This is a genomic window from Enterobacter sp. H2G27 (genome assembly GCF_054403075.1).
The window spans coordinates 1,448,454-1,469,707 of record NZ_JBSVSI010000001.1 but is presented as its reverse complement, the minus strand read 5'-3'; the positions used below and the strand labels follow the sequence as shown (position 1 = coordinate 1,469,707).

Here is a 21,254-nt window from a genome sequence, read left to right as displayed (position 1 = left end):
GCCTTCCGGGAGGGTTTACAGGCTGGCTTTATGTGCCTGCCAGCGCTCATTCAGGTCTTCAAGCCGGGCGTTGACCGTCTTCCAGCGCGCCGAATCCATCAGCTCCTGACGGCTAAATGAACCTTTATGATACAATTGTGTAACACGCTCAGCTTTGATCGGCGACAGGTTATCCAGCACGCTAACGGCACCTTTACGATTATTGCAGACCAGGATCATATCGCAACCTGCATCCAGCGACGCCTGACCACGTTCAGCGTAGCTGCCCATAATCGCCGCCCCTTCCATCGATAAATCGTCAGAGAAGATCACGCCATTGAAGCCCAGTTCCTGACGCAAAACGGTTTTCAGCCAGTGCGGAGAGCCGCTGGCAGGACGCGGGTCAACGTCGCTATAAATCACGTGCGCAGGCATGATGGCATCAAGCTTGTTGTCGGTGATAAGCGACCTGAACACCGACATATCTTTGGCGCGGATCTCCGCTTCCGGGCGCGGATCGCGCGGGGTCTCTTTATGCGAGTCCGCCGTGACCGCCCCGTGGCCCGGGAAGTGTTTCCCGGTGGTTTTCATCCCGGCATCGTGCATTCCGTCGATGAACCAGGTCGCCATGGCAAGCGCAATGCGCGGATCGTCATGGTACGAGCGCTCGCCAATGGCGGCACTGATATGCCCCACGTCCAGAACCGGGGCAAAACTGATGTCGATATCCATGGCAATCATTTCACTGGCCATCAGCCAGCCAGCCTCCTGCGCCAGTTTCCCGCCCTCTTCCGTGCCGAGCAGCGCGGCAAAAGACTGGGCTGCCGGCAGGCGGGTAAACCCTTCGCGAAAACGCTGCACGCGTCCGCCTTCCTGATCGACGGCGACCACCAGATGGTTGCGCGACGCGGCGCGGATCTGACGCACCAGCTCACGCAGCTGCGCCGGATCGTGATAGTTGCGGGTAAACAGGATAAGCCCCCCCACCAGCGGATGCGCCAGAATTTCACGCTCCTCCGCATCCAGCTCAAACCCTTCTACATCCAACATGACTGGACCCACATCCACCTCTCTTATCCTTTAGTTTGTAACTGACGCCAGGCATCGTCTGCCAGCGCAATAAATTGTTTGTCTCTGGACTGCCGATAGCGCATTTCAAACCAGCCAGCCATTAACATGACGACCCAGGGCCGCCAGCGTTTAACCTGACGCTTCAGCGCGTCGGCGTTAATGTGTGCCACCTGGGCGTAGTCCATGATGAGCATTTGCCGCGCGGCTTCACTCTCCGTCCAGACGGCCGCCAGCTCCAGCGCGACATCGCCATCTCCGGCATATTCCCAGTCGATAAGCCTAATGCCCGCTGACGTATGCACAATATTTCCGGCATGAACATCCATGTGCAGCGGCGAGAGCCGTATCGGCTGCGGCTCGCCCGTTTTATGCAGCCGCTTGAGATGCGCCAGCCACATTGGGGTGCGCCTGTCAGGCAGGGCCTGCTGCCAGTAGTGTTCAAGCAGCGGGAATAACGTAATTCGCCATCCCAGACGTGGCTGCTGGTGCAGATGATACAGCATCGCCGCGAGCACAGGCGTGTCCGGCAGCGCGCTTTTAACATCACCTTCCAGATAGTCGACGGCCATCCAGCCCTGTCTGAAAAAACGAGGGGCAGGCACGAGATCTGACGGTAGACGCCTCAGGGCGCGAAACTGACGACGGAAATGGGAGGCAGGCGCATCGGGGTCATGGTTTTGCCGCAAGACCAGACGTTGTTCGCCCTGCGCTATAATGCAACTCGCGCCGCCAAGCCCGGAATGGGCCTGCGGCGCGATAAGGCGGTACTGAGGAAAATAGCGCGTCAGAATCTCTTCACGCGTGCTGTCATTGTTGCGTAACCGCACCTTTACCTGACCAGATAATTTCGCCTGTCTGAACCAGCATCAGCTGCATCTGCAGGGCTGGTGTATTCACGTTACCGGTGGCGTTAGAGTAAAGCACATACTGTGCGCCAACGTTACGGGCAATACCGATCGCCTTGCTGCGGGTACCGAGGCTATCCTGCGGCGAAAGGCCCAGCTGCTGTTTGGCTACAGCGAGCTGTTGAGCCGAGACCAGCGTAAACTTACCGTTGTTTGCCAGGGCATTGCGCAGAGTTTCCGTCGCTTCACCCGCATTCAGCGAACCGTTGGTACGGTTGTTCACGCTATCAACCAGCAACACGCTACCTGCCGTCACGCCCTGTGCCTGCAGCATTTTGCCGACCATGGGCTGCATTGCGCCGTTCCAGTCGTAATGACGCACGCGCGGCGTGGGTTGTGACGTCTGGTCCGGATGTTCAATCGGGCCTGGCTGTGACGGAATAGACGGCACAGACGGCACGGTTGGCTGCTGCTGCGTTGGCGGCGTCGGCTGTTCAGTGCCCGGTTTCGCCTCTTCCACAGGCGCTGGCTGTTCAGTTCGGGTCACACACCCTGCCAGGAACAGAGCGAAAGCTGTCACGAGCGCATAGCGGCTCAAATTTTTAATCAAGGTTCACCCCTCAGAGATAAAGATAAAGTCTCACCTTATGTGCACCCAGATAGTTGGCGCTGCCATAGAGCGTTACCGACGACCTGGCCGGAATGGTGACGCTGCGAGGCGCCTCCAGCGGATGCATTTCAAGACCTCTTACGTCATACCAGAAAAAACGGTAGTGGACCGTCACGGGCTCATGTCTTTCATTAAAGAGCGTAGAGGAGGCAGATGAGTTGATTTCACTGATAGTCAACGCGGGCTGTTGCGCCGTGATGCCCGCGGCAAGCACGGAGGATTCCATGACCAGCGTCTGTTCATCATTCACGGGGATCGCCGGGCGCGAGCTGCACCCCACAATCATCATCGTCATTATCAGCGCTGCAATACGCCCTTTAAGCATGTCAAAGACCTTTATGTGCCAGCATCGGTCCCAGAGGACGACCACCCAGCAGATGCATGTGAATATGATAAACTTCCTGGCCACCGTGACGGTTGCAGTTCATGATCAGACGATAACCGTCTTGTGCAATGCCTTCCTGTTCAGCGATTTTCGCGGCCACCGTCAGCATACGACCTAACGCCACTTCATGCTCGGTTTTTACGTCGTTTACAGTCGGAATCAGAATATTGGGAATAATAAGGATGTGCGTCGGGGCCTGAGGGGAAATGTCCCGGAAAGCCGTCACTAGTTCATCCTGATAGACGATATCCGACGGAATTTCGCGGCGGATAATTTTACTGAAAATCGTTTCTTCAGCCATGACCTTTTCCTTTTTTGTTTAATCTGGCGCAATGCGTCCGCTGTAAACACACTCCCGGGATCGGTGTGTGACACAATGCAAGAGTATGAGCGAGTTTCTCCTGTCCTTTCAACCTCCTCCCTCGATTTCTTTCCTGAATGTTCATCAGCTGACTGAAGAGTGACCGCTCTTGTGCCTCAGTGGCGTTTTTTAAGACACAAATAAAAAAGGCAGCCATTCGGCTGCCTTAGTCTCCCCAGGTCACAACTTAGTTGCTGCGGATGTACTCATCCATTTCGGTTTTCAGGTTATCGGATTTGGTACCGAAGATTGCCTGTACACCAGAACCTGCAACAACTACGCCCGCTGCGCCCAGTTTTTTCAGACCCGGCTGGTCTACTTTCGCTACGTCGGCAACGCTCACACGCAGACGAGTGATGCACGCGTCCAGGTTAGTGATGTTCTCTTTACCGCCGAACGCTGCGACCAGTGCCGGAGCCATTTCGCTGGTAGCGCCAGCTTTGCTGTCTTCTGTCGCATCTTCACGACCCGGAGTTTTCAGGTCCAGTGCTTTAATCAGCACGCGGAAGATGGTGTAGTAAACAACGGCATAGCACGCACCCACGATAGGGAACAGCCACAGTTTGCTGCTGTTACCGGACAGAACGATGAAGTCGATCAGGCCGTGAGAGAAGGACGTACCGTCACGCATACCCAGCAGGATACAGATTGGGAACGCCAGGCCCGCCAGAATCGCGTGGATAACGTACAGGATCGGCGCAACGAACATGAAGGAGAACTCGATCGGCTCGGTGATACCGGTCAGGAACGAGGTCAGCGCTGCGGAGATCATAATACCGCCCACTTTTGCACGGTTCTCTGGCTTAGCAGAGTGCCAGATAGCAATCGCCGCTGCTGGCAGACCGTACATTTTGAACAGGAAGCCACCAGACAGTTTACCTGCAGTTGGGTCGCCCGCCATGTAACGTGGGATATCGCCGTGGAATACCTGGCCTGCCGCGTTGGTGAATTCACCAATCTGCATCTGGAAAGGAACGTTCCAGATGTGGTGCAGACCGAATGGCACCAGACAACGCTCGATGAAGCCGTAGATACCAAACGCCACAACCGGGTTCTGGTAAGCAGCCCACTGAGAGAAGGTCTGGATAGCAGAGCCGATTGGTGGCCAGATGAAGGACAGGATCACGCCAGTGAAAATCGCTGCCAGACCAGAAATGATCGGAACGAAACGCTTGCCCGCAAAGAAGCCCAGATACTCAGGCAGCTTGATGCGATAGAAGCGGTTAAACATATACGCTGCAATCGCACCGGAGATGATACCGCCCAGAACACCGGTGTCTGCCAGGTGTTTCGCGGCGATCTCTTCTGCCGGTAAATGCAGAACCAGCGGCGCAACAACAGCCATGGTTTTCACCATGATGCCGTAGGCAACCACTGCAGCCAGCGCAGAAACGCCGTCGTTATTGGTGAAGCCCAGAGCCACACCGATCGCGAAGATCAGTGGCATGTTAGCAAAGACAGAACCGCCTGCTTCGGCCATCACGTGGGACACTACGGCTGGCAGCCAGCTGAAGTTAGCAGAACCGACACCCAGCAGGATACCTGCGATAGGCAGTACGGATACTGGCAGCATCAGCGATTTACCGACCTTTTGCAGGTTAGCAAATGCATTCTTAAACATAATTGAGAGTGCTCCTGAGTATTTGTGCTTTTTTTACGCTTTCACGCATTGGCCCGGGGGGAGTACCGTGCCGTGGACAGGACATCTAAGCGCCCTTTATTTATTACACAGAGTAAAATAATTCCCTCTGAGTTTGTTTGACGGCTATCACGTTTCAGCTTAAGGCGGTCGAAAAACTTTCAGTTATTTACAAAAAGCATGTCCGGATGTGTCTAAAAACACCCTCACCGCCCCAAATGAGGCGGTGAACTTTACTCGCTTTACTTATTAATTACGAGCCTAAAAAAAACAGGTGTATCAGACAGATTGCAGGCGGGCGGGGTCAATATGGAACAGCGCGGAGAAGTTTTCCGTCGTCACGCGGGCCAGCTCATCGATGCTGACGCCCTTCAGAACGGCCATGTACTCAGCCACATCTCTCGTCATAGCGGGCTGGTTCTCTTTACCGCGATGCGGTACCGGTGCCAGGTACGGAGAATCTGTCTCCACCAGAATGCGATCGAGCGGAACATAACGTGCAGCATCACGCAGCTGCTCAGCGTTACGGAACGTCACGATCCCCGAAAACGAGATATAAAAGCCTAAATCAAGCAGCTTACCCGCCGTTTCTCTGTCTTCTGTGAAACAGTGTAGTACGCCACCGCAATCCGTCACGTTTTCTTCCCGGAGGATCGCCAGCGTATCCGCACGTGCATTGCGGGTGTGGACGATAACCGGCTTATTCAGTTCACGGCCAATGCGAATATGGTTGCGGAAGGACTCCTGCTGGCGAGATTTGGTTTCCGGCGTGTAAAAATAGTCCAGCCCGGTTTCGCCCATCGCCACCACGCCCTCTTCTGCTGCCAGGCGGCGAAGATCCTCAACGTCGTAGGCCTCGTCCTGATTCAGCGGGTGCACGCCGCAGGAGAACACCACGTTATCACGAACGCCAACCAGCTCACGCATGGAGCGATAGCCCGGCAGCGTCGTCGCCACCGCAAGGCAAAATTTCACATCGCGGGCAGCGGCTTTTTCCAGCACGTCATCCACGTTTTTATGCAGGGATTGATAATCCAGGCCATCAAGATGGCAGTGTGAGTCGACTAAAAACATAATGTCTCTCTCAGAGATGGGAAACAGGCGGTGTGACGCCGGGTTGCAGGTAATGTTCGATACGCAGTAACTGGTCGGTCAGTAAAAGCTCGCGATTAAGCCCCGTCACGGTTAAAAGCTGTTCACGGCTTTGGCAAATTTCATGAAGCATAGCGTGAAGAACCGTCCCTGAGAGGCGGTTCGCCAGCGTATTCACCAGCGGCCACGCGTCCGGATTGGTTAGAAGCGTTGCCCCTCGCTGGATTTTGAGCGCATCCAGCAGCAAGGAGGCCAGCCAGTGCAGCCGATCAACGGCCCGCTCGCTGTTAAGCGCAGGCAGTAAACCTAGCCAGTCGTGGTTATTCAGTGCCGTTTCGATGGTACGGCAGAGCGTTTCTCGCTCTGACCAGACGTCAGGCTGCAGTAATGCCAGCGCCGCCGCAGGCGCGCCGCTGCTCAGGCGCAAGGCGGACAGCGCGCTCTCAGGTGACGTTGTCACCTCTCGTTCCAGCCAGCTCAGCGCCCACGATTCCTGAGGAACCGCAAGGTGATGAAGACGACAGCGGCTACGCAGCGTCGCCAGTAATCTTCCCGGGTCGCGGCACGAGAGGAAAAACCACGTTTTTAACGGCGGCTCTTCCAGGGTTTTCAGCAGGGCATTAGCGGCCGCCTCGGTCAGCTGCGTGGCGTCTTTAAGCCAGACCACTTTAGCGCCGCCCAGCCGCGCGTGTTCATACAATTTTTCACTGACTTCCCGCACGGCATCGATACCCAACGCGCTTTTACCCTTCTCAGGCTCAAGGGTGTAGTAGTCAGGATGTGTACCCGCCTGCATCAGCTGGCAGCCACGGCATTTGCCACAGCTCTTATGCCCTTCCGGCTGCTGGCACATCAGAAAACGGGTGATGGCATAAATCAACGCGTCATCGCCCATTCCCGGCAATGCCTGAATCAGTAACGCATGATGCCCCCGCCCCGCCTGATAGCTGCCGATCAGCTGTTCAAAGTGCGGGCGCAACCATGGATACCATTTCATGCCTTCTGCTCCTGCACCCACTGCGTCACGGTTTGCTGGATGTCACGCGTGACGTCGTCCAGGGACTGCGTCGCATCGATAGTACAAATTGAGCTGTCCTGCGCGGCCAGTTCAAGATAGCGCGCACGGGTGCGGTTAAAGAAATCAAACGACTCTTGTTCTATGCGGTCCAGCTCGCCGCGCGCACGGGCACGCTTGAGACCCACTTCAGGCGTTACATCCAGATAGAGCGTCAGGTCGGGGCGAAAATCTCCCAGTACGGCATTACGCAGCGTTGCCAGCATGGTCTGGTCGATGCCGCGTCCGCCGCCCTGATACGCCTGAGTCGACAGATCGTGGCGGTCACCGATCACCCACTTACCCTCGGCCAGGGCGGGTTTGATCACCGTCTCAACCAGCTGCACGCGCGCCGCGTAGAACATCAGCACTTCGGCTTTGTCAGTGATAACTTCGTCGCCGACGGATTTGATATCCAGCACCAGGCTGCGAAGCTTTTCAGCCAGCTGCGTGCCGCCCGGCTCGCGGGTAAATACCATGTCCACCACGCCAAGTGATTTGAGCGTATCCACTACCACGTTGCGGGCAGTGGTTTTACCCGCCCCTTCGAGTCCCTCAATGACTATGTATTTACTGCGCATTTTTTTCCTTAAGTGCCTTCAGATAGTCCTGAACAGAGCGATTGTGGCTGGCAAGGTTGGTGTTAAAGGTATGCCCCCCTTTTCCATCAGCCACAAAATAGAGATACGGTGTTTTAGCCGGATGCGCGGCTGCTTTTAGCGACGCCTCGCTCGGCGTGGCAATCGGGCCCGGCGGTAAACCGCTAATCACGTAGGTATTATACGCCGTTGGCGTCTCCAGATCTTTTCTTGAGATCTTGCCGGCATAGCTCTCGCCCATGCCGTAGATAACGGTAGGATCGGTTTGCAGACGCATGCCGATACGCAGACGGTTGATAAATACCGACGCCACCCGATCGCGCTCGGCGGCAACGGCGGTCTCTTTCTCAATGATCGAGGCCATGGTCACGAACTGGTTCTGATCGCTGTAAGGCAATCCTTCCATTCGCCCCTGCCAGGCGGCATCCACTGCGGCGACCATTTTTTTGTGCGCCCGCTTAAGGATGGCCACATCGGTCGTGCCTGCCGTGTACATCCAGGTGTCTGGCCAGAACCAGCCTTCCACCCATTCCGGATGTTCAAGCTTCAGCGCTTCTGCCACCGTCTGATAGCTATCGTCTTTTAACGTATGTTTGATATACGGCGCGTCACGAAGCTGTTTAAGGTAATCGCTCAGGCGTATACCTTCCACAAACCGCAGAGGGAACTGGGCTTCTTTGCCGCTTTCCAGCAGCTGCAGCATCTCCCGGACGGTCATTCCTGGCGTAAAGCGATAGGTGCCGGCTTTGAAATGTGACAGCTCAGGCTCCACGCGCAATAGCCACTGGAATACCCGTGGACGATTAATAATCTTGTCGCCATAGAGCTGTTCCCCAAGCGCCTGACGGCCGGTTCCCGCTTTCAGGGTAAAGATCGTTTCGTCTTTAACCAGGATCTTGCTGTCCGCCAGCTGGCGAACTTTCCATACGCCTGCTCCGCCGGCGATGCCCAGCGCGACGATGAGGATAAGGACAAAGCGCAACATTTTTTTCATGACTATCTGATTTGCTCACATATCGGGGCTAAAAACTGAAACAGCTCGCGCGAGGACCAGGGTTGTTGACCATACGCACGGACGGGTACAACAGGCATCAGCGCGTTGCAGATGATGACTTCATCTGCGGCCTTTAGTGCGGTTTCTCCTGCACTAACTTCGACAACGCGAAAGTCAGAGCGTGCCAGCTGTTCCAGACAAAACTGACGCATTAACCCATTTACGCCAGCGTGTTCCAGCGAAGGAGTGAATACTTCTCCCCCCTGCCGCCAGAATAAATTAGCCGCACAGCATTCCGTAATGAACCCTTCGCTGTCAAGAACCAGCGCCTCATCGGCGTCCGTCTGTTCAAGATGAGCACGAATGAGCACCTGCTCCAGGCGATTGAGATGCTTAAGCCCGGCCAGCATCGGGTTTCGTCCCAGTCGCACCGGGCTCAGCGTCAGCGTGACGCCGTCTTCTCGCCAGCGAGAGTAATGCGCGGGATAAGCTGATACGGAGAGGATTCGCGTTGGGTTGAGACACGATGCAGCGCTATAACCCCGGCCACCACTGCCGCGGCTGATAATGACTTTGAGTACCCCGCTGTCCTTCCCCGTAGCCAGCTGGCACATTTCCTGACGCAGCATGTCCCAGTGCGTAAAAGGGATCATTAGCTTTTCACAGCCATGCTGCAGGCGTCGAATATGCGCCTCCAGCAGGCAGACATCGCCATCCAGAATGCGCGCCGTCGTAAAGCAACCATCACCGAACTGTATCGCCCTGTCGCTGGCAGGCAGCGTGTCCTGCTCAAGGCCATTGATTAAAAACATGGTGGCTCCTTATGCGTGGGCGTTTAGTCTGGCAGGATGTCATGCAGCCGACAAGAAGATTAGCCTTAATAAAAAAGGCCCGGCAAGCGGACCTTTTTAAAAGCTATCGGGAGGTCAGGATCAGATCTTTTTGAAGATCAGAGAACCGTTGGTGCCGCCGAAGCCGAAGGAGTTACACAGGGTGTACTCCATACCGCTAACCTGACGCGCTTCGTGAGGAACGAAGTCCAGATCGCAACCTTCATCCGGGTTATCCAGGTTGATGGTTGGCGGAACAGCCTGATCGCGCAGCGCAAGGATGGAGTAGATTGACTCTACTGCACCCGCCGCGCCCAGCAGGTGACCGGTCATGGACTTCGTGGAGCTCACCAGTACGCGGCTGGCAGACTCGCCGAAGATAGATTTAACCGCCTGAGCTTCAGCTTTATCGCCTGCAGGAGTAGACGTGCCGTGCGCGTTAACATAGCCAATCTGAGCCGGGGTAATACCCGCATCACGGATTGCGTTTTCCATCGCCAGCGCAGCACCTGCACCGTTCTCCGGAGGAGACGTCATGTGGTACGCATCGCTGCTCATACCAAAGCCAACGACTTCAGCATAAATTTTCGCACCGCGTTTTTTCGCGTGTTCGTACTCTTCCAGTACGATTATGCCCGCCCCGTCGCCCAGCACGAAGCCGTCACGGTCTTTATCCCACGGACGGCTTGCCGCCTGCGGGTTATCATTACGGGTAGACAGCGCACGGGCTGCGCCGAAACCGCCAACACCCAGCGGGGTACTGGCTTTTTCAGCACCGCCGGCAACCATAGCATCTGCATCGCCGTACGCAATAATGCGCGCGGCCTGGCCGATGTTATGTACGCCAGACGTACAGGCGGTCGCGATAGAAATGCTTGGCCCACGCAGGCCGAACATGATGGTCAGGTGACCTGCCACCATATTAACAATCGTGGACGGAACGAAGAACGGGCTGATCTTACGCGGGCCGCCATTCATCAGAGATGTATGGTTTTCCTCGATCAGGCCAAGGCCGCCAATCCCGGAGCCGATAGCGGCGCCGATACGGGTTGCGTTCTCTTCCGTAATCTCAAGGCCAGAATCCTGCATGGCCTGAACGCCAGCGACAATTCCATATTGAATGAAGGCATCCATCTTGCGCTGTTCTTTACGCGAGATGATCTCTTCACAGTTAAAATCCTTTACTAAGCCAGCAAATTTCGTTGCATAGGCGCTAGTATCGAAATGGTCGATTAGGCTGATGCCGCTCTGACCGGCAAGGAGAGCTTTCCAGGTGGACTCTACGGTATTGCCGACAGGAGACAACATGCCAAGTCCGGTCACAACTACACGACGCTTAGACACGTTTGTCCTCCAGGGAGGGATAAAAAAAGAGATTCGTGGGACTAAAAAAGATAAAACTCAGGCGGTCGAATGACCGCCTGGAGATGTTCACTTACGCCTGGTGACCGTTGATGTAATCAATGGCAGCCTGAACGGTGGTGATCTTCTCAGCTTCTTCGTCCGGAATCTCAGTATCAAACTCTTCTTCCAGAGCCATTACCAGCTCAACGGTGTCAAGAGAATCTGCGCCCAGGTCTTCAACGAAGGAAGCGGAGTTCACAACTTCTTCCTGCTTAACGCCCAGCTGTTCGCCGATAATTTTCTTAACGCGTTCTTCGATAGTGCTCATACTCTTAAATTTCCTATCAAAACTCGCTTTCGCGATGGTTTTCGTAGTGTATAAAATGTTGAAAAATTTGCAACTAAATCCCGGCAGTTCTTACCACGATTTTACGTTATTTTGAGGCCTTTTACCCAAATAACGCAAATTTTTTTATCGTGGTTAAACCATATACATCCCGCCGTTGACGTGGAGGGTCTCACCAGTGATGTAACCCGCTTCGTCAGAGGCTAAAAATGCAACCGCACTGGCGATTTCTTTAGGGTCGCCAAGACGACCCGCCGGAACTGCCGCCAGCGTACCCGCACGCTGCTCATCAGTCAGCGCACGCGTCATGTCCGTTTCAATAAAGCCCGGAGCAACAACGTTTACCGTAATACCGCGGGACGCAACTTCACGCGCCAGCGACTTACTGAAACCAATCAGACCTGCTTTCGCCGCAGCGTAGTTAGCCTGACCAGCATTTCCCATGGTACCTACCACAGAACCGACAGTGATAATACGACCATGACGCTTTTTCATCATAGCGCGCATTACCGCTTTTGACAGACGGAATACAGATGACAGGTTGGTTTCGATGATATCGTTCCACTCGTCGTCTTTCATTCGCATTAACAGGTTATCGCGAGTGATCCCGGCATTGTTTACCAGAATATCCACTTCGCCAAACTCTGCGCGAATATTTTCCAGAACAGATTCGATAGATGCAGGTTCAGTCACATTCAGTACCAGACCTTTACCGTTTGCACCCAGATACTCGCTGATGGCCTGAGCGCCATTCTCGCTGGTTGCTGTACCAATCACCTTCGCGCCGCGCGCAACCAGTGTTTCAGCAATTGCACGCCCGATACCGCGGCTTGCGCCAGTGACCAGGGCGATTTTTCCTTCAAAACTCATGGTATTCCTCTTTTATTGCGAGAGTGCCGCTGACATCGCTTCCGGCTCGTTAATCGCCGAGGCTGTCAGGGTGTCAACAATACGTTTTGTCAGACCGGTGAGGACTTTACCTGGGCCGACTTCATACAGATGCTCAACGCCCTGTGCGGCCATAAACTCAACGGTTTTGGTCCACTGTACCGGGCTATAGAGCTGGCGAACCAGCGCGTCACGGATAGCTTCCGGCGCGGTTTCGCATTTCACATCGACGTTGTTCACAACGGAAATCGTCGGTGCGTTAAAGGTAATTTTTTCCAGCTCAACCGCCAGCTTCTCGGCAGCAGGCTTCATCAGCGCGCAGTGAGACGGCACGCTGACAGGCAGCGGCAGCGCACGCTTAGCGCCCGCTGCTTTACAGGCCGCACCGGCACGCTCAACCGCTTCTTTATGGCCTGCGATAACCACCTGACCCGGCGAGTTGAAGTTCACCGGCGAGACAACCTGGCCTTCAGCAGATTCTTCACACGCTTTTGCAATTGCAGCATCATCCAGACCGATAATGGCAGACATGCCGCCCGTGCCTTCCGGCACCGCTTCCTGCATGAATTTACCACGCAGTTCCACCAGACGTACCGCGTCAGCAAACCCGATCACGCCGGCGCACACCAGCGCAGAGTATTCACCCAGGCTATGGCCTGCAAGCAGCGCTGGCGCTTTACCGCCCTGCTGCTGCCAGACGCGCCACAGCGCAACAGATGCGGTCAGCAGTGCTGGCTGGGTCTGCCAGGTTTTGTTCAGCTCTTCGGCCGGCCCCTGCTGGGTCAGCGCCCATAAATCATAACCCAGTGCATCAGAAGCTTCACGGAAAGTCTCCTCAATGACCGGATAGTTTGCTGCCATTTCAGACAACATCCCAACGGTTTGAGAGCCCTGGCCCGGGAACACAAAAGCAAATTGCGTCATTTTTTATTCCTTATCCTAGAAACGAACCAGCGCGGAACCCCAGGTGAACCCGCCACCGAAGGCTTCAAGCAAGACCAGCTGGCCCCGTTTGATTCGTCCATCGCGTACCGCTTCATCAAATGCGCACGGTACCGACGCCGCAGAAGTGTTGCCGTGACGATCAAGGGTCACAACAACGTTATCCATCGACATGCCCAGCTTTTTCGCGGTCGCGCTGATGATGCGCAGGTTCGCCTGATGCGGCACCAGCCAGTCGAGCGAGGAACGCTCAAGGTTATTCGCTTCCAGCGTTTCATCAACGATGTGTGCCAGCTCAGTCACCGCCACCTTGAACACCTCGTTCCCTGCCATGGTCAGGTAAATCGAGTTGTCCGGATTAACGCGATCGGCGTTAGGCAGAGTCAACAGCTCGCCGTAGCTGCCATCAGCATGCAGATGCGTAGAGATGATACCCGGCTCTTCGGACTGCCCCAGCAGCACCGCGCCTGCGCCATCACCAAAAATAATGATCGTTCCGCGATCGGTTGGATCGCAGGTGCGCGCCAGCACGTCAGCACCGATCACCAGCGCATATTTAACGGCACCGGATTTCACGTACTGATCGGCAACGCTCAGCGCATAGGTGAAGCCTGCGCACGCTGCAGCGACGTCAAACGCCGGACAGCCTTTAATGCCGAGCATGTTTTGCACCTGGCACGCTGCACTTGGGAATGCATGCGTGGCAGACGTCGTGGCGACCACGATCAAACCAATCTGTTCTTTATCAATGCCCGCCATTTCGATAGCACGCTGTGCGGCTTCGTAACCCATGGTCGACACTGTTTCGTCTGGCGCGGCAATACGACGTTCACGGATACCTGTGCGCGTGACAATCCACTCGTCAGACGTATCTACCATTTTTTCCAGATCGGCGTTGGTACGCACTTGTTTTGGCAGGTAGCTGCCGGTACCTAAAATCTTCGTATACATGTACGCTCAGTCACTTTTAGCTAATACAGATTCCAGGCGAGCGGCAATCCGCTGAGGGACTTGTCGCTGCACCGCCTGCACTGCCTGTTCAATCGCGACAGCAAATGCTCGCTGATTGGCGGCGCCATGACTCTTAATCACGATGCCGCGCAATCCTAACAGACAGGCGCCATTATACTGGTCGGGGTTGAGGTGACTGAATCGCCGCGTCAGGCTCTTTTGTAGCCAACGCTTCAATAAAATGAGCCACCAGGCGCTTTTTTTGCCTTCTCCCTGAGATTTCAGCAGAGAAAGAAACATGCGCACGACCCCTTCCATGGTCTTCAACGTGACGTTTCCGGTGAAGCCATCGCACACCAGAACATCCGTTTTACCCGTCAACAACTCATTGGCTTCGAGATAACCAATATAGTTGATGGAGGGAACCTGTTTGAGCAATTCAGCCGCTTCGCGAATGCTGTCCAGGCCTTTGGTCTCTTCTTCACCAATGTTCAGTAACGCAACACGGGGAGTGTTGATCCCGACAACTTCTTCTGCCAGCACCGATCCCATCACGGCAAACTGTGCCAGCATAGTACTATCACAGTCGACGTTAGCGCCTAAATCGAGCACCACCGTCTTGCCCTTCTGCTGATGCGGTAATACCGTCACCAGCGCCGGGCGCTCAATACCTTCAATAGGTTTGAGCAGTAATTTCGACAGCCCCATCAGCGCGCCGGTATTCCCCGCGCTAACGCAAGCCTGGGCTCGCCCTTCTTTCACCAACTCCAGCGCTATCCGCATAGAGCTGCCACGACTATTGCGAATAGCCTGCGAGGGTCGGGCATCACTGGCAATAACTGACTGCGCAGGAATAATCTGCAGACGCGAACGTTGTTCAAAGTCAGCTTTTGCGAGTAATGGCGTGATTGCGTCGGGATTGCCGACTAAAAGAAGTGTGAGTTGCGAATTAGAATTCAGTGCCTGCAATGCTGCAGGCACTGTCACGGAAGGGCCAAAATCTCCCCCCATGACATCTAACGCCAGGGTTAGACGTGTCAAGGTATCGTCGCAGCCTGGTTCGGTAAATTCCCCGTTTACACGGGGAAATCCTCACTAAGCCTAATCACGCTTGCGCGTGATTACTTAGTGATAACCTTGCGGCCGCGGTAGAAACCGTCAGCGGTGATGTGGTGACGCAGGTGTTTCTCACCAGAAGTCTTGTCTACAGACAGGCTGGTAACTGCGGTCAGCGCGTCATGGGAACGACGCATGCCACGTTTGGAACGGGTTGGTTTATTCTGTTGTACGGCCATGGACCTTACTCCTCAATTACTTACGCTTTAAGCTGGCTAATACGGCAAATGGGTTTGGTTTTTGCGCTTCATCAGGCAGTTCCCCAAAGACCATGTCCGCCTCGGACACTTCACAGTGTTCAGAATCATGCACCGGAACTACTGGCAAGGTGAGGATGATTTCATCTTCAACCAGAGCCAGAAGATCGATTTCACCGAATTCGTTAACCTCAATCGGCTCATACGCTTCCGGGAGTGCTTCAGCCTGTTCGTCAGAACGGACCGGACTGAAACAATACGTTGTGTGAACATGCTGTACAAACGGTTTCCCGCAACGCTGACACTCGAGCGTTACCGTTACCTTCGCATCACCGGTTAAAACGGCGAGACGCTGGTTGTCGATAGCGAACGACATGGAGCATTCTACATCACTGTCCACACTGACTACGGATTCGGCAATACGCTCAGCCTGATCGGAAGTATAGATACCTTCATAATCGAGGCGTTTTTGAGCCGTACGAACCGGATCAAGAGTCAGGGGTAATTTTACCTTTTGCATAGGGCGCGCATATTAACTTTGTAACGTCATAGAGTCAAAGAAAAAGGCAACCAGAGCTGCCTTTTGCCAATTATTCGCACACATTGCGGCCTGTAGTTTAAAATGGCTGGCATCGATACGCTATATCTGGTGATAAAAATATGCCAAATCTCGTCCTTGCTTCCACGTCTCCCTATCGCCGAATGCTGCTGGAAAAGCTCGGGATCCCGTTTGAATGCGCCGCGCCAGAGGTTGATGAGACGCCACAGCCGGGTGAATCACCGCGTCATCTGGTGACGCGTCTCGCTAAAGAGAAAGCGCAGTCGCTGGCAGCACGTTATCCCGCACATTTGATTATAGGCTCCGATCAGGTTTGCGTACTGGACGGCGAAATCACCGGCAAGCCCCATACGGAGGAGAACGCCTGCCAGCAGCTTCTGCGTGCGCGAGGCACTATCGTGACCTTTTATACCGGCCTGGCGCTTTACAACTCCGCTTCCGGTCATCTGCAAACTGAATGCGAACCGTTCGACGTGCACTTCCGCCATCTCAGCGAGCAGGAGATTATGGATTATGTGCGCCGTGAGCGACCGCTGAACTGCGCGGGGAGCTTTAAAAGTGAAGGATTGGGGATTGCACTTTTCGACAAGCTGGACGGTCGGGATCCCAACACCCTGGTGGGGTTACCGCTAATTGCCCTGTGTCAGATGTTAAGACGAGAAGAGTGTAATCCGCTGACGATGTGACTGGGACGTTGCGGCCTGATGCCCTCACCCGCCCCTCTCCCACAGGGAGAGGGAGGAAGGCAAAATCAGCCGCGCAAAACCTTAAGACAGCGTTTCAGCTGCTCATCCAGCGGCGCTTCAATACGGATCACTTCACCGGTATTCGGATGGGTAAACTTCAGCGCTGCCGCATGCAGGAACAGACGCGACAGCCCCGTTCCCGCCAGCTGCTTATCAAACTCGCGGTCGCCATAGCGGTCATCAAACGCGATGGGATGCCCTGCAAACTGCGTATGCACGCGGATCTGGTGGGTGCGACCGGTGACCGGACTGCAGCGCACCAGCGTGGCAAACTCATAGCGCTCTTCAACCTTAAAGCGCGTCTCAGACGGTTTCCCTTCCTGGCTCACGCGGACAATACGCTCACCGCTTTGCAGAATATTTTTCAGCAGCGGCGCCTGCACCACTTTAACATGGGACTGCCACTGGCCGCGCACCAGCGCCAGATAGTCTTTCTGCATCCCTTTTTCACGCAGCTGTTCATGCAGAGAACGCAGCGCGGAACGCTTTTTCGCCACCAGCAGAACGCCAGAGGTGTCGCGGTCAAGACGATGCACCAGTTCAAGGAAGCGCGCTTCCGGGCGCAGGGCACGCAGCCCTTCAATCACCCCGAAGCTCAGACCGCTACCGCCATGAACAGCCGTCCCTGACGGTTTGTTCAGCACCAGAATGTGGTCGTCTTCATAAAGGATCACATCACTCAGGGCCGCCACTTTCTGTAGCTTCGGTGATACGGTCTCTTCTTCACGCTCTGCCACGCGCACCGGTGGAATACGCACTTCGTCACCGGCTTCGAGTTTGTACTCGGGCTTCACGCGTTTTTTGTTAACCCGCACCTCGCCCTTACGCAGAATGCGGTAAATCATGCTCTTTGGCACCCCTTTTAGCTGGGTGCGCAAAAAGTTATCGATACGCTGCCCCGCTTCATCTTCGGCGATGGCAACCATTTTTACGGCTGGAGTCTCTGTTTTCATGGTTGGCGATTCTAAATATCGCCAGCCATTAGCGCCACTCATTTTTCTATGCTTATATTTACTTTTATCCGGCCTGCTACCCGTTTCGCGCAACCGATTTGGTGGTTATTAAACCAATCGCCATTCTGAAGTGAAGAAACTGTGAGTAACCGGGTGATAATTGGTAAAAGTCATCTTGCTATAACCCGGCGAGCAGTGGAATAATGAGGCTGTTTTCCGTGTTAAATCCTGGTTAAGTAAGGATGTTGACGGAATGACCAATTTTGTCTGACCGATCATCCACGCAGCAATGGCGTAAGACGTATTGATCTTTCAGGCAGTTAGCGGGCTGCGGGTTGCAGTACTTCCCGGTATAAGGATTGTTCTCTGGAGAGTTCTACCCAGGCAATTCCCCTGATAATTGCGCTGTGTTTCCGTATGAAATACAGGCAACCGACACTCTGCGCCTCTTAAGCGAGCGACAACCGTGAGGTTGGCGACGTGAACAGACACGAGGCCATCGGTTCATACCCCGGAAAGCGTCACCTTGCCCGCAGCTTTGTCGTCAATGTAAGAATAACGAGTAAGTTACGATGAAAAGAATGTTAATCAACGCAACTCAGCAAGAAGAGTTGCGTGTCGCCCTTGTGGATGGGCAGCGCCTGTACGATCTGGATATCGAAAGTCCTGGACACGAACAGAAAAAAGCGAACATTTACAAAGGTAAAATCACCCGCATTGAACCAAGCCTTGAAGCTGCATTTGTCGATTACGGTGCTGAGCGTCATGGTTTCCTCCCTCTGAAAGAAATTGCCCGCGAATATTTCCCTGCAAACTACAACGCCCATGGCCGCCCAAACATCAAAGATGTGCTGCGTGAAGGTCAGGAAGTTATCGTTCAGATTGATAAAGAAGAGCGCGGCAACAAAGGTGCCGCACTGACAACCTTTATCAGCCTGGCAGGGAGCTATCTGGTTCTGATGCCAAACAACCCGCGTGCGGGTGGCATCTCTCGCCGTATCGAAGGTGATGACCGTACCGAGCTGAAAGAAGCGCTGGCAAGCCTCGAGCTGCCTGATGGCATGGGGCTTATCGTGCGTACCGCAGGCGTTGGCAAATCCGCCGAAGCGCTGCAGTGGGACCTGAGCTTCCGTCTGAAGCACTGGGAAGCCATCCAGAAAGCAGCGGAAAGCCGCCCTGCTCCGTTCCTGATCCACCAGGAAAGCAACGTTATCGTGCGTGCCTTCCGTGACTACCTGCGTCAGGACATCGGTGAAATTCTGATCGATAACCCGAAAGTACTTGAGCTGGCGCGCCAGCACATTGCCGCGCTGGGTCGTCCGGATTTCACCAGCAAAATTAAACTATACACCGGTGAAATACCGCTGTTCAGCCACTATCAGATCGAATCCCAGATTGAGTCCGCCTTCCAGCGTGAAGTACGTCTGCCATCCGGCGGTTCTATCGTTATTGATACCACTGAAGCGCTGACCGCTATCGACATCAACTCCGCGCGTGCAACTCGCGGTGGAGATATCGAAGAGACTGCTTTCAACACTAACCTCGAAGCCGCTGATGAAATCGCCCGCCAGCTCCGCCTGCGCGACCTGGGTGGTCTGATTGTTATCGACTTCATCGACATGACCCCTGTTCGCCACCAGCGTGCGGTTGAAAACCGTCTGCGCGAAGCGGTGCGTCAGGACAGAGCGCGTATTCAGATTAGCCATATCTCACGCTTTGGCCTGCTGGAGATGTCCCGTCAGCGTCTGAGCCCGTCGCTGGGTGAGTCCAGCCATCACGTCTGCCCACGCTGCTCCGGCACCGGTACCGTGCGTGATAACGAATCGCTGTCCCTCTCGATTCTGCGTCTGATTGAAGAAGAAGCGCTGAAAGAGAATACCAAAGAGGTTCACGCGATTGTCCCTGTGCCAATTGCCTCCTACCTGCTGAACGAAAAACGTGCAGCAGTAAGTGCAATTGAAGCTCGCCAGGGCGGCGTTCGCTGCATCATCGTGCCAAACGATCAGATGGAAACCCCGCACTATCACGTGCTGCGTGTCCGTAAAGGCGAAGAGACGTCAACGCTCAGCTACCTGCTGCCGAAGCTGCATGAAGAAGAGATGGCCCTGCCGTCCGATGAAGAGCCAGCCGAGCGCAAGCTGCCTGAGCAGCCTGCGTTAGCGACCTTCATTATGCCTGAAGCACCGCCTGAAGCAGCCCTGGAAAAACCGGCGGCCAAACCTGCGGCGCAGAAACCTGAAGCAATGGCAGCGAAAGCCCAGCCGGCGCAGCCTGGTCTGCTGAGCCGCTTCTTCGGCGCGCTTAAGAAGATGTTTGCCGGTGAGGAAGTTCAGCCAGAGCAGCCGAAAGAAGAGCCAAAAGCGGCCAAGCCTGAGCGTCAGCAGGACCGCCGTAAGCGTCAGAACAACCGCCGCGACCGTAACGACCGTAGCGAGCGCAATGACCGCAGCGAGCGTCGTGACAACCGTGATAACCGCTCTGAGAATAACGAAGGCCGTGAGCAACGCGAAGACAACCGTCGCAACCGTCGCGAGAAACAACAGCAGAATGTTGAAGATCGTGAAATTCGCCAGCAGGCGGGCGATGAGTCTGAGAAGAGCAAACAGCGTGACGACCAGCAGCCGCGCCGTGAACGCAACCGTCGCCGTAACGACGAGAAGCGTCAGGCACAGCAGGAAGTCAAAAACCTGAACCGCGAAGAGCCTGTTGAACAGCAGGACGGCGAGCAGGAAGAACGTACTCAGGTCATGCCGCGTCGTAAGCAGCGCCAGCTTGCTCAGAAAGTTCGTTTCGCCTCCGAAGCAACCGAAGAGTCAGCAATTGTCCCGGTTGAAACCCGCGAGAGCGCAGCCGGTACTCAGCTTGCAAAAGTTGACCTGCCAGCGGTCGTTGATAACAACGTTGAGCAGGATGATAACGGTGAAAACCGTGATAACGCCGGCATGCCGCGCCGTTCACGTCGTTCCCCACGTCATCTGCGCGTCAGCGGCCAGCGCCGTCGTCGCTATCGTGACGAGCGTTACCCAACTCAGTCGCCAATGCCGCTGACCATTGCCTGTGCTTCACCAGAAATGGCCTCCGGCAAAGTCTGGATCCGCTACCCGGTAGCGCGTCCGGAGCAGGTTGTTGAAGAACAGCCAGTAACCGAAGAGGTTATTGCACCTGCGGCAGCGGTAGAAGAGGTCGTGACTGAAGCGGCAACGGTGGTAGAACCTCAGGTTGTTGAAACTGCAGCCCCTCAGGCAGCTGAAGTCGAAACCACGCATCCGGAAGTGATTGCCGCGCCGGTTGATGCCGCACCGCAGCTTATTGCTGAAGAAGATGTCGTGGTGGCTGAGGAAATCGCTGAAGAAGCTGAACCTGTAGCCGCAGTGGAAGACACCGCTGAAGCCATCGTCGAAACGACCGCTGAAGAAATCGTTCAGGACGTTGAGATTGAGGTTGAACCGGTTGTTGAAGAACCGAAAGCGCCTGAAGTGAAATCTGAGCCGGTTGTTTCTGCGCCAGCCGCTGCCCACGTGGCGACAGCACCAATGACGCGCGCTCCGGCGCCGGATTACGTGCCTGAAGCACCGCGTCACAGCGACTGGGTTCGCCCGGCATTCAGCTTCGAAGGTAAAGGCGCAGCCGGTGGCCACAGTGCAACGCATCAGGCGACTGCACCGGCAACGCGTCCACAGTCTGTCGAATAAC

At 55.0% G+C, this 21,254-nt stretch carries 22 protein-coding genes; 2 read left to right on the top strand and 20 right to left on the bottom strand.

Annotated elements, in window-relative coordinates:
* Nucleotides 1-15: 15 nt before the first annotated feature.
* The 19 genes from nagZ to yceD form a co-directional block, all read right to left on the bottom strand.
* On the bottom strand, nt 16-1,041 hold the full coding sequence (gene nagZ / locus ACW9E7_RS06935) for a beta-N-acetylhexosaminidase (RefSeq protein WP_143345713.1): 1,026 nt from the start codon (nt 1,039-1,041) through the stop codon (nt 16-18).
* Nucleotides 1,042-1,052: 11 nt separating this feature from the next.
* Nucleotides 1,053-1,877 carry a thiamine kinase gene (thiK, locus tag ACW9E7_RS06930; RefSeq protein WP_248173492.1) on the bottom strand — a complete coding sequence of 275 codons (825 nt, stop codon included), beginning with the start codon at nt 1,875-1,877 and terminating at the stop codon, nt 1,053-1,055.
* Nucleotides 1,858-2,502 (bottom strand): penicillin-binding protein activator LpoB, encoded by a 645-nt coding sequence (gene lpoB / locus ACW9E7_RS06925; protein WP_197737691.1) that lies wholly within the window; start codon nt 2,500-2,502, stop codon nt 1,858-1,860. Before lpoB ends, thiK begins: the two co-directional genes overlap by 20 nt.
* Nucleotides 2,503-2,515: 13 nt before the next feature.
* On the bottom strand, nt 2,516-2,890 hold the full coding sequence (locus ACW9E7_RS06920) for a YcfL family protein (RefSeq protein WP_111965547.1): 375 nt from the start codon (nt 2,888-2,890) through the stop codon (nt 2,516-2,518).
* Between the two features lies 1 nt (nt 2,891).
* Nucleotides 2,892-3,251 (bottom strand): purine nucleoside phosphoramidase, encoded by a 360-nt coding sequence (hinT, locus tag ACW9E7_RS06915; protein WP_014069796.1) that lies wholly within the window; start codon nt 3,249-3,251, stop codon nt 2,892-2,894.
* Nucleotides 3,252-3,498: 247 nt separating this feature from the next.
* Nucleotides 3,499-4,932 carry a PTS glucose transporter subunit IIBC gene (gene ptsG / locus ACW9E7_RS06910; RefSeq protein ID WP_023311158.1) on the bottom strand — a complete coding sequence of 478 codons (1,434 nt, stop codon included), beginning with the start codon at nt 4,930-4,932 and terminating at the stop codon, nt 3,499-3,501.
* A gap of 297 nt (nt 4,933-5,229) precedes the next feature.
* Nucleotides 5,230-6,024 carry a metal-dependent hydrolase gene (locus ACW9E7_RS06905; RefSeq protein WP_458727466.1) on the bottom strand — a complete coding sequence of 265 codons (795 nt, stop codon included), beginning with the start codon at nt 6,022-6,024 and terminating at the stop codon, nt 5,230-5,232.
* Nucleotides 6,025-6,034: 10 nt separating this feature from the next.
* Nucleotides 6,035-7,039: a DNA polymerase III subunit delta' gene (holB, locus tag ACW9E7_RS06900; protein ID WP_458727465.1), complete on the bottom strand. Its 1,005-nt coding sequence runs from the start codon at nt 7,037-7,039 to the stop codon at nt 6,035-6,037.
* Nucleotides 7,036-7,677, bottom strand: a complete 642-nt coding sequence (gene tmk, locus ACW9E7_RS06895) for a dTMP kinase (protein ID WP_249575906.1) — start codon at nt 7,675-7,677, stop codon at nt 7,036-7,038. The genes holB and tmk overlap by 4 nt, the downstream gene beginning before the upstream one ends.
* A complete protein-coding gene (yceG, locus tag ACW9E7_RS06890) occupies nt 7,667-8,689 on the bottom strand; it encodes a cell division protein YceG (protein ID WP_458727464.1) in 1,023 nt (340 codons plus the stop codon). Before yceG ends, tmk begins: the two co-directional genes overlap by 11 nt.
* 2 nt (nt 8,690-8,691) lie before the next feature.
* Nucleotides 8,692-9,501 carry an aminodeoxychorismate lyase gene (gene pabC / locus ACW9E7_RS06885; protein ID WP_458727463.1) on the bottom strand — a complete coding sequence of 270 codons (810 nt, stop codon included), beginning with the start codon at nt 9,499-9,501 and terminating at the stop codon, nt 8,692-8,694.
* Between the two features lie 120 nt (nt 9,502-9,621).
* Entirely contained in the window at nt 9,622-10,863 is a 1,242-nt protein-coding gene (gene fabF, locus ACW9E7_RS06880; RefSeq protein ID WP_458727462.1) for a beta-ketoacyl-ACP synthase II, read from the bottom strand.
* A 91-nt stretch (nt 10,864-10,954) separates the two neighbouring features.
* Nucleotides 10,955-11,191 carry an acyl carrier protein gene (gene acpP / locus ACW9E7_RS06875; protein WP_003857954.1) on the bottom strand — a complete coding sequence of 79 codons (237 nt, stop codon included), beginning with the start codon at nt 11,189-11,191 and terminating at the stop codon, nt 10,955-10,957.
* A gap of 153 nt (nt 11,192-11,344) precedes the next feature.
* Complete coding sequence (fabG, locus tag ACW9E7_RS06870; RefSeq protein WP_008500795.1) at nt 11,345-12,079, bottom strand: 3-oxoacyl-ACP reductase FabG; 735 nt, start codon at nt 12,077-12,079, stop codon at nt 11,345-11,347.
* A 12-nt stretch (nt 12,080-12,091) separates the two neighbouring features.
* On the bottom strand, nt 12,092-13,021 hold the full coding sequence (fabD, locus tag ACW9E7_RS06865) for an ACP S-malonyltransferase (protein WP_458727461.1): 930 nt from the start codon (nt 13,019-13,021) through the stop codon (nt 12,092-12,094).
* Between the two features lie 15 nt (nt 13,022-13,036).
* Nucleotides 13,037-13,990, bottom strand: coding sequence for a beta-ketoacyl-ACP synthase III (locus tag ACW9E7_RS06860; RefSeq protein WP_115874729.1), 954 nt, complete (start codon nt 13,988-13,990; stop codon nt 13,037-13,039).
* A gap of 6 nt (nt 13,991-13,996) precedes the next feature.
* Nucleotides 13,997-15,031: a phosphate acyltransferase PlsX gene (gene plsX / locus ACW9E7_RS06855; protein WP_060568787.1), complete on the bottom strand. Its 1,035-nt coding sequence runs from the start codon at nt 15,029-15,031 to the stop codon at nt 13,997-13,999.
* An 80-nt stretch (nt 15,032-15,111) separates the two neighbouring features.
* Nucleotides 15,112-15,285, bottom strand: coding sequence for a 50S ribosomal protein L32 (gene rpmF, locus ACW9E7_RS06850; RefSeq protein WP_003857964.1), 174 nt, complete (start codon nt 15,283-15,285; stop codon nt 15,112-15,114).
* A gap of 16 nt (nt 15,286-15,301) precedes the next feature.
* The gene (yceD, locus tag ACW9E7_RS06845) at nt 15,302-15,823 is read right to left on the bottom strand and encodes a 23S rRNA accumulation protein YceD (protein WP_014883375.1); all 522 of its coding nucleotides are present in this window, start codon (nt 15,821-15,823) and stop codon (nt 15,302-15,304) included.
* A 140-nt stretch (nt 15,824-15,963) separates the two neighbouring features.
* On the opposite strand from yceD, the gene ACW9E7_RS06840 reads away from it, so the two are divergent.
* Nucleotides 15,964-16,548, top strand: a complete 585-nt coding sequence (locus tag ACW9E7_RS06840) for a Maf family protein (RefSeq protein ID WP_458727460.1) — start codon at nt 15,964-15,966, stop codon at nt 16,546-16,548.
* Between the two features lie 65 nt (nt 16,549-16,613).
* Here the strand turns inward: ACW9E7_RS06840 and rluC are convergent, their stop codons facing one another.
* A complete protein-coding gene (rluC, locus tag ACW9E7_RS06835) occupies nt 16,614-17,561 on the bottom strand; it encodes a 23S rRNA pseudouridine(955/2504/2580) synthase RluC (protein ID WP_021240761.1) in 948 nt (315 codons plus the stop codon).
* Between the two features lie 572 nt (nt 17,562-18,133).
* On the opposite strand from rluC, the gene rne reads away from it, so the two are divergent.
* Nucleotides 18,134-21,253, top strand: coding sequence for a ribonuclease E (gene rne / locus ACW9E7_RS06830; protein ID WP_458727459.1), 3,120 nt, complete (start codon nt 18,134-18,136; stop codon nt 21,251-21,253).
* Nucleotide 21,254 lies beyond the last annotated feature (1 nt).

Coding starts and splice junctions, on each gene's coding strand:
- hinT (WP_014069796.1), bottom strand. CDS start 3,251: ATGGCTGAAGAAACGATTTTCAGTAAAATTATCCGCCGCGAAATTCCG.
- holB (WP_458727465.1), bottom strand. CDS start 7,039: ATGAAATGGTATCCATGGTTGCGCCCGCACTTTGAACAGCTGATCGGC.
- fabD (WP_458727461.1), bottom strand. CDS start 13,021: ATGACGCAATTTGCTTTTGTGTTCCCGGGCCAGGGCTCTCAAACCGTT.
- rne (WP_458727459.1), top strand. CDS start 18,134: ATGAAAAGAATGTTAATCAACGCAACTCAGCAAGAAGAGTTGCGTGTC.
- tmk (WP_249575906.1), bottom strand. CDS start 7,677: ATGCGCAGTAAATACATAGTCATTGAGGGACTCGAAGGGGCGGGTAAA.
- rpmF (WP_003857964.1), bottom strand. CDS start 15,285: ATGGCCGTACAACAGAATAAACCAACCCGTTCCAAACGTGGCATGCGT.
- ACW9E7_RS06905 (WP_458727466.1), bottom strand. CDS start 6,024: ATGTTTTTAGTCGACTCACACTGCCATCTTGATGGCCTGGATTATCAA.
- pabC (WP_458727463.1), bottom strand. CDS start 9,501: ATGTTTTTAATCAATGGCCTTGAGCAGGACACGCTGCCTGCCAGCGAC.
- ACW9E7_RS06860 (WP_115874729.1), bottom strand. CDS start 13,990: ATGTATACGAAGATTTTAGGTACCGGCAGCTACCTGCCAAAACAAGTG.
- rluC (WP_021240761.1), bottom strand. CDS start 17,561: ATGAAAACAGAGACTCCAGCCGTAAAAATGGTTGCCATCGCCGAAGAT.
- yceG (WP_458727464.1), bottom strand. CDS start 8,689: ATGAAAAAAATGTTGCGCTTTGTCCTTATCCTCATCGTCGCGCTGGGC.
- fabG (WP_008500795.1), bottom strand. CDS start 12,079: ATGAGTTTTGAAGGAAAAATCGCCCTGGTCACTGGCGCAAGCCGCGGT.
- acpP (WP_003857954.1), bottom strand. CDS start 11,191: ATGAGCACTATCGAAGAACGCGTTAAGAAAATTATCGGCGAACAGCTG.
- ptsG (WP_023311158.1), bottom strand. CDS start 4,932: ATGTTTAAGAATGCATTTGCTAACCTGCAAAAGGTCGGTAAATCGCTG.
- ACW9E7_RS06840 (WP_458727460.1), top strand. CDS start 15,964: ATGCCAAATCTCGTCCTTGCTTCCACGTCTCCCTATCGCCGAATGCTG.
- yceD (WP_014883375.1), bottom strand. CDS start 15,823: ATGCAAAAGGTAAAATTACCCCTGACTCTTGATCCGGTTCGTACGGCT.
- ACW9E7_RS06920 (WP_111965547.1), bottom strand. CDS start 2,890: ATGCTTAAAGGGCGTATTGCAGCGCTGATAATGACGATGATGATTGTG.